Annotated in this window: 7 protein-coding genes; 4 read left to right on the top strand and 3 right to left on the bottom strand. The window is 58.4% G+C overall.

Annotation, left to right across the window (positions count from 1 at the left end; genetic code table 11):
* Positions 1 to 191: protease complex subunit PrcB family protein (locus Q0288_RS10495; protein WP_299430154.1), on the top strand; the 191-nt coding region annotated here is incomplete at its 5' end.
* Between the two features lie 176 nt (positions 192 to 367).
* Here the strand turns inward: Q0288_RS10495 and der are convergent.
* Positions 368 to 1,738: a ribosome biogenesis GTPase Der gene (der, locus tag Q0288_RS10490; RefSeq protein WP_299430152.1), complete on the bottom strand. Its 1,371-nt coding sequence runs from the start codon at positions 1,736 to 1,738 to the stop codon at positions 368 to 370.
* A 117-nt stretch (positions 1,739 to 1,855) separates the two neighbouring features.
* Here der and Q0288_RS10485 point away from each other — a divergent pair, with 117 nt between their 5' ends.
* The 3 genes from Q0288_RS10485 to Q0288_RS10475 all read left to right on the top strand — a co-directional run bounded on the left by Q0288_RS10485 (position 1,856) and on the right by Q0288_RS10475 (position 4,608).
* Positions 1,856 to 2,518: an SDR family NAD(P)-dependent oxidoreductase gene (locus Q0288_RS10485; protein ID WP_299430150.1), complete on the top strand. Its 663-nt coding sequence runs from the start codon at positions 1,856 to 1,858 to the stop codon at positions 2,516 to 2,518.
* 83 nt (positions 2,519 to 2,601) lie between these two features.
* Positions 2,602 to 3,480 (top strand): ion transporter, encoded by an 879-nt coding sequence (locus tag Q0288_RS10480; RefSeq protein WP_299430148.1) that lies wholly within the window; start codon positions 2,602 to 2,604, stop codon positions 3,478 to 3,480.
* A 180-nt stretch (positions 3,481 to 3,660) separates the two neighbouring features.
* On the top strand, positions 3,661 to 4,608 hold the full coding sequence (locus Q0288_RS10475) for a hypothetical protein (RefSeq protein WP_299430146.1): 948 nt from the start codon (positions 3,661 to 3,663) through the stop codon (positions 4,606 to 4,608).
* Here the strand turns inward: Q0288_RS10475 and Q0288_RS10470 are convergent.
* Together Q0288_RS10470 and Q0288_RS10465 are read right to left on the bottom strand one after the other, a co-directional pair.
* On the bottom strand, positions 4,592 to 4,879 hold the full coding sequence (locus tag Q0288_RS10470) for a hypothetical protein (protein WP_299430144.1): 288 nt from the start codon (positions 4,877 to 4,879) through the stop codon (positions 4,592 to 4,594). The two genes, Q0288_RS10475 and Q0288_RS10470, sit on opposite strands and share 17 nt — an antisense overlap.
* Positions 4,880 to 5,061: 182 nt before the next feature.
* Positions 5,062 to 5,429 (bottom strand): YbaK/EbsC family protein (locus Q0288_RS10465; RefSeq protein ID WP_299430142.1); only part of this gene is annotated, 368 nt, incomplete at its 5' end.

The following is a 5,429-nucleotide window of genomic DNA, read 5'->3' as shown; positions in this document are numbered from 1 at the left end:
TTCAACTTCTAAGCACTCAGCTTTCGGGTAACACCCTGCGGGTCACACTACGCCTAAATAGTCCCGCGCCCGGCGCAATCCTGACCCAGGCCCTGACCAGCCCCTTCCTGATGCTGGAAGTGCCGGGCCGCTTCACTCGAGTCGAGTTTGTGGATAGCAGCGGGCGGGTGCTGGTCAGTGCGGGCAACTAGCGGTCTGGTGACAAAAAAATCGATTCAAATTGATGGTATCCCCGGGTTACCGTGAAATCCACCTCCGGGTTCCGTGAAGGTGCACCTTCTACCACAACCGCTCGAATAACCTTCGTGAGCAGATGCAAGTGAACCAGGAGTCAAAAGCTAATGGCCTGTTGCCTGAAGCCTCCTCTTCACCCCTGCTCCGCCTCTCCCCTGCCCGCCTTGCTCCCCTGCTCCCTTCGCCCCCGAAAAACCATCCGGAAAGGAATCTCGCGCAGGCCAAGGTCTTCACCAATTCGGTTGCGCAAAAAGCCCTCGAAGGCCCGTGTCACGAACTCGGGATAGTTACAGAAAAAAACGAAGGTAGGGGGGGCTACCTCGGGCTGGGTGAGGAAAAACAGCTTGAGCGGTCTACCCCTGAAGTTGGGCAGCATGGTCTGGGTGCTCCACAGCGAAAGCCAGCGGTTGAGTTCGGCGGTCTCAAACCGTACGCGGGCCAGTTCGTAGAGCCGCGCCGTTTCAGATAAGAGTTTGTGCAGATTCTGCTTGGTGACCGAGGAGACATAGAGAATGGGCAGGTGCTGAATGTGAGAAAGTTTGAGCCCCAGGTCGGCCCGCACCCGCTTGGCTTCCTCTTTGTTCTTGATCAAGTCCCACTTGCTGATGGTCACGATCACCGGCTTGCCCGCGTCCAGAGCTTCGTTGGCCAGTTTGAGTTCGTGGTCACCTAGTTCCATGGGATCAACTACCAGCAACACCACATCGGCATCGAGGATGGCCTGGTGTGCGCGTCCTATGGCCTGTTCTTCTACCCCGGTTTCCGGGCGCTTGCGGATACCCGCAGTGTCTACCAGCACAAACTTGTTGCCGCTATAATCAAACTCCACATCAATAGCGTCGCGGGTGGTACCCGGTAGCTCGGAAACAATTACCCGCTCCTCACCCAAAATGGCATTGAGCAGGCTGGACTTGCCCGCATTGGGGCGGCCCACGATGGCCAGCCGGATCGCGACTACCTCGGGTTCGGTATCCGCATCGCGCACCGGCAGCAGCTCCCAAATGCGCTCAAGCAGGTCGTCAAAACCGCGACCATGGGCTGCACTGGTTGGCAGAGCTTCGCCGAAACCCAGAGCAAAAAAATCCCCCAGATAGGCTTCGTGTTTGGGGTCGTCAATTTTAGTGGCCACAACCTGCACCGGCTTGTCCTGACGGCGTAAAAAGTCGGCTACCTCGAGGTCGGCGGTGGCGATATCGCTACGACCATCCACCGCAAACAGCACCAGGTCGGCATCGGCGATGGCCCGCTCTACTTTATGTTTGATTTTCTTTTCCCACACGTCCCCCGACCACAAGCCTCCGGTATCTATCAGCTTGAAGCGACCCTGTTCGCTTGCCACGATGCCCTCTTTGAGGTCGCGGGTGACCCCCGGCACATCGGCCACCACCGCAAACTGGCTCCCGGCCTTGGCGTATTTCTCGGGTGCGGCGCGCAACCCCAGTAGTTTGTTGAACAGGCTCGACTTGCCCACATTGGGGCGACCTACAATCACCACTCGATACATAGCTCCACTCGCATTCGGTTTAGAGATCCACCACAGCGGTGGATAGCCAGGAAGGGCACGAACCCACGTTACATGAGTCCACAAACAGCATCCTTGATGTTACCATGCGCTTGTTGTATGGAACCCAGGGTCTGTTTGGTGGTGGGGATGGGACGGGGGATCGGGCTGAGTGTAGCCCGACGCTTTGGCCGGGAGGAGTATAAGCTGGGCCTGCTTGCACGCAACGAACTGAGTCTGCAAAACTACGCGGGAGCACTGGAACTCGATGGTTGCACGGTCAAAACCTTCCCAGCCGATGTAACCCGAACCCCACAACTTGTCTCGGCCATTCGAGAAGTCGAAAAGCAGCTCGGCTCAATTGGGGTATTGATTTACAATGCCCATGCCTTCCAGGGGAGCAGGGCTTCTGAATTGAGCCTGGAAGCCCTCGAGGAAACCCTTAAAGTCAACCTGTATGGCGCGCTGGTGACAGCCCAACTGGTCATTCCCGGCATGCTCTCGCGCCGGAAGGGTACCCTCCTCTTTACCGGTGGTGGCCTGGCCCTGAACCCTCATCCTGACCGGGCCGCGCTTTCGATTGGCAAGGCCTCCTTGCGTGCACTGGTGGGCGCGTTAAGCAAAGAGCTGTACCACGAAGGCATCCATGTCGCTACGGTGACCATTGCGGGTCAGGTCAGGCGCAATACCTCCTTCGACCCCGACCTGATTGCGGAGAAATTCTGGGATCTACACAGTCAGCCGCCTGGCAGGTGGAAGACCGAGGTTATCTACCAGGGATGAAACCGCTGTATGCCAGGTTCCCCCGGAAAAGACCTGGCGGCTGAACGCAGTTAGTCTGTGCCTTGAGCCTCTATACTTTGCACGTGAGCAATTCTGCGCCCAATGCCCTGGCCCGCCTGGTGGAATCAGTACAATTTAATCGCTTCGTGACAGCAATAATCCTGTTCGCGGCGGTGCTGGTAGGCCTCGAGACCTACCCAGCCCTGATGGAGCGCTACGGCCCCACGCTCTATATGCTAAACAATCTCGTGCTGACCATTTTTACCATAGAGGTGGTGCTGCGCATGGGGGCCGAGTGGCCACGCCCTCTGCGCTACTTTCGCAACGGCTGGAACGTTTTCGACTTCACCATCGTAGCCCTCAGCCTGCTGCCAGGACTGGGGGCCTACGCGTTGGCGGCCCGCCTGCTGCGGCTGCTGCGCGTCCTGCGGCTGATCCGCACCCTGCCCGACCTGCAAATTATTCTGGGGGCCTTGCTGCGCAGCATCCCTTCCATCGGCTACGTGCTGGTCTTGATGCTCCTGCTGCTCTACGTCTACGCGGTGGCCGGAGTGTTTTTGTTTGGCGCCAACGACCCCTTCCACTTCGGCAGCCTGCATACAGCCCTGCTCACCCTCTTCAGCATCCTGACCCTGGAAGGCTGGGTGGATGTTCTCCATATCCAGTATTTTGGCTGTGAGCGCTTCGAGCTGCCCGATCCCGCCCTCTGTACCCAGCCGATAGCCCAGCCCCTGGTTGCGGTGGGGTACATGGTCTCGTTCGTGCTGCTGGGCACGCTGGTGTTCTTGAACCTGCTGGTGGGCATCGTGGTTAATAGCATGGACGAGATGCGCAAGAGCCTGCAAGAGTCCAAATCCCCCATGCCGACAAGCCTGGAAAGGCAGTTGCTGGAGGTACAGGCCAGGCTGAGCGAAGCCCAGGCGTTGCTCGAGTCGCTAAGCAAGCAGCGGCCATCCGCATAAACATTGGTCGAACACAGGGTTTGTACCGACACAGAAAGGCAATTTGATCGGCCCGACGTTAACTTGTAGGCTGTAGGTGCTTGGCCTATTTCGCATCAACCTATGTCCCTTTTACGTTCACAGCTAACGCACAGTTCATCTGAATTTGCGCCTTATAAGCCCCGTCAGCGGTGGGGAAGGATGGTACTGGTTTTGCTGGGCTTCCTTTTCTTCACCCCCTGGCCCTCCCCGCCCACAGCCCTGCCGAACCCCACCCTGCGGCAAATCTGGAGTTACGTAGAACCTACCCGCCGCGAACAACTGGTGACAGGCTTCCTGCAAACCAAAGCCTCGGCACAGGCTCTGCTGGGGCCAGCCGCAGCCCAGGCAGTCGCTAGACTGGTACGTGCAGAGTTCAGCAACCAGGCTCTCCGCCGACCTGCCGCCTTCGACACACCAGAAGCAGCCCTGGCTTCTTCTCAGGCCTGGCTAATCGCCATTCGCGCTCTTAAGGAAGGCAAGAATCCCGACCTTCGCAGTCTTCCGATTGAACCAGGTCATGTGCTGCCCCACCAGCTCGATGTGCAAAACGCAGCTCGAGCGCTGGGTATACCCCAGGGCATTCTGGCGGCCATCGTGGACAACGAACAGATGGGCGGCGACAAAGTATTCGGATTCTCGAGGGAGGTGCGCGAGTTAGCCGATCAACTCGCGGCAGAACTCGCGCAAAACACAGGCAGATCGGGCAACACCGGTCTGATCTCCCAGACCATCGGCCTGACTCAGATGTCGTGGCAGGATGCCCTCCAACAAGAAGCCCGCATCCGCCGTTTTGGCGCCTGGGATCCCGAGCAACCCTTTCTGGCCGATGAAGCCGAGGCCCGCCTGGCCCTTAGCAACCCCTACCTCAACCTGCTCCTGACTGCTAGCCGAATGCGGGGCTACCTCAACCACCGGCTAGGGCTGGCCCCCAACGACACCCGTACTCTATCGGGCTACTGGCTGTACTACCTGGGCCCTGCCTGGCACAACTGGCCTCCGGGAGCCAATGTTACAGCCACCTGGCCCTACTCCTTCCACGGATTCTTTAAGGGGTTGTTCTACGAAGTGTTGTTGCAGCAAGGCCGCAATCTCACGCCCACTCCTTAATGGGAACCAGTTCGCCCCCCTCGACTGCTTTGCGTTTAGGCCGGTAGGCAGAATCAAACCAGATTTCCAGCACGGCCCGGTCTAGATGCTGCGACGAAACAATGAACTTGCGCACATAGTAACCCCCTTCATCGGCGGCTGAGATTTCGTTGCCCTTGGTGAGTCGCAATTGCACAATATCGCCGTTGCGGGCCGTGCGCACCCTCACCCGAAAGGCGGCCTCACCCTCACGCTGGACATGCTCATCGGGTTTACGAAACAGGCCAAACATGCTACTAGATTAGTCTATAGCCAATAGCTTATAGCGGATAGCCTGGCATTTAGACTGAGAAATGGGGCAAAAGCAGGCGCTGGCCTGCCTGTGCGATGTCTGTCCAGGGCAGCTTTATGAGCTACGGGCCTGCCATCACAAAACCCGATTGCAACATACCCGCCAGGCCTGCCTGCTGGGCTTCAGGTAACCTGCAGTACGTGGCCCCCGGTCAGGACGAGCAGCTCGTCTGGTGTGAGCTCGAACACCGCAAACGGCGTTCCCGCAGCAGCAAAAACCCTCTGGTATTGCAACAGATCGGGGTCAATAAGCGTTTTTAGATACTGCTCATGTCCCACGGGCGGCACCCCTCCAATAGCAAAGCTGGTTATGCCGCGCACATACTCGGCGTCGGCTTTGGCCAGCCTTTCCCCCAGGCGCTCTTCGAGCTGGCGGGTGTTTACCCGGTTGCTCCCCGATACCAGAAGCAGATAGGGCTGCCCACTGCTTGCCCAAAGAAAAATGAGCGATTTGACAATCTGGCCGACCCCACAACCCACCGCGTCGGCGG

Origin of the sequence: uncultured Meiothermus sp. (assembly GCF_937863175.1) — a bacterium.
In the GTDB taxonomy this organism is placed as follows: Bacteria; Deinococcota; Deinococci; order Deinococcales; family Thermaceae; genus Meiothermus.
Note: the sequence above shows the minus strand (reverse complement) of the source record. Positions and strands in the feature narration are given on the sequence as shown.

Excerpts from the sequence above, each read along its gene's own strand:
- Q0288_RS10475 (WP_299430146.1), top strand. The coding sequence starts at position 3,661 with ATGGTACTGGTTTTGCTGGGCTTCCTTTTCTTCACCCCCTGGCCCTCC.
- der (WP_299430152.1), bottom strand. The coding sequence starts at position 1,738 with ATGTATCGAGTGGTGATTGTAGGTCGCCCCAATGTGGGCAAGTCGAGC.
- Q0288_RS10470 (WP_299430144.1), bottom strand. The coding sequence starts at position 4,879 with ATGTTTGGCCTGTTTCGTAAACCCGATGAGCATGTCCAGCGTGAGGGT.
- Q0288_RS10485 (WP_299430150.1), top strand. The coding sequence starts at position 1,856 with ATGGAACCCAGGGTCTGTTTGGTGGTGGGGATGGGACGGGGGATCGGG.